The sequence below is a fragment of the Sedimentibacter sp. B4 genome (assembly GCF_000309315.1).
GTDB classification, from domain to species: Bacteria; Bacillota; Clostridia; order Tissierellales; family Sedimentibacteraceae; genus Sedimentibacter; species Sedimentibacter saalensis.
The window spans coordinates 1-669 of the sequence record NZ_CANG01000426.1 but is presented as its reverse complement, the minus strand read 5'-3'; the positions used below and the strand labels follow the sequence as shown (position 1 = coordinate 669).

Genomic DNA, 669 nt, shown 5'->3' with positions numbered 1-669 from the left:
TACCGGTCCACCGGTCTGATCTAGAGTGCTGGAAAGGAACTCTCGCAATGACTGAACAAGAAGCCGACTATCTCGATGGCGTCTCGCCGACTGGGCAGAACGCCCTACTCACAGCCCTCATTGCACTCCTCGCCGACCAGCGGGAAGCTGACAGCGAGCGTACGGCAAAGCGCAAGACGGAGGTGCTCTTGGCTGATGCAGGCTTGCGCCCCGCACAAATCGGTCCGATCCTAGGCAAGAAGCCCGACACCGTCAGGGTTGCGATCACTCGCGCCCGTCAAGCCGCCGCAAAGGATGGCCGAAAGCGCAACTCGAACTCGGGCGACGATTCCTCAGATGGCTGAGAGCCTGGAGCTTTTCACCGAGATTGCGGCCATGCGGAACCAGCTAGAGGATGTCTCGGCCGTGACCGCGGCCTTGCTTCGCGCGGGTTCGGGCTCCTTTGTCGCGGACACCATGGCCTATCTCATCAAGGATGAAGTTGCCCGACTGATCTTCTTGCTGTCCGACGGCAAAGTCTCGCAGGCCGAAATTGTGGCCACCCTCAAAGAAAGAGGGATTCGGGGAGGGAGTTCCAGAGGAGTGAGTGAACGACTGGGAGTCTTGACGCACGATCATCACCTCCTCTCTCTAGATCATCGCACTGGCAACAGGAAGGTGTACCGCAAG

At 59.3% G+C, this 669-nt stretch carries 2 protein-coding genes; both read left to right on the top strand.

All coding sequences use genetic code 11. The annotated features are described in order from the left end of the window. On the top strand, positions 1–344 hold a 344-nt coding region (locus BN358_RS11730; RefSeq protein ID WP_232233110.1), incomplete at its 5' end, for a hypothetical protein. Further along, on the top strand, positions 337–669 hold a 333-nt coding region (locus BN358_RS11725; protein WP_040582990.1), incomplete at its 3' end, for a hypothetical protein. The genes BN358_RS11730 and BN358_RS11725, both read left to right, overlap by 8 nt.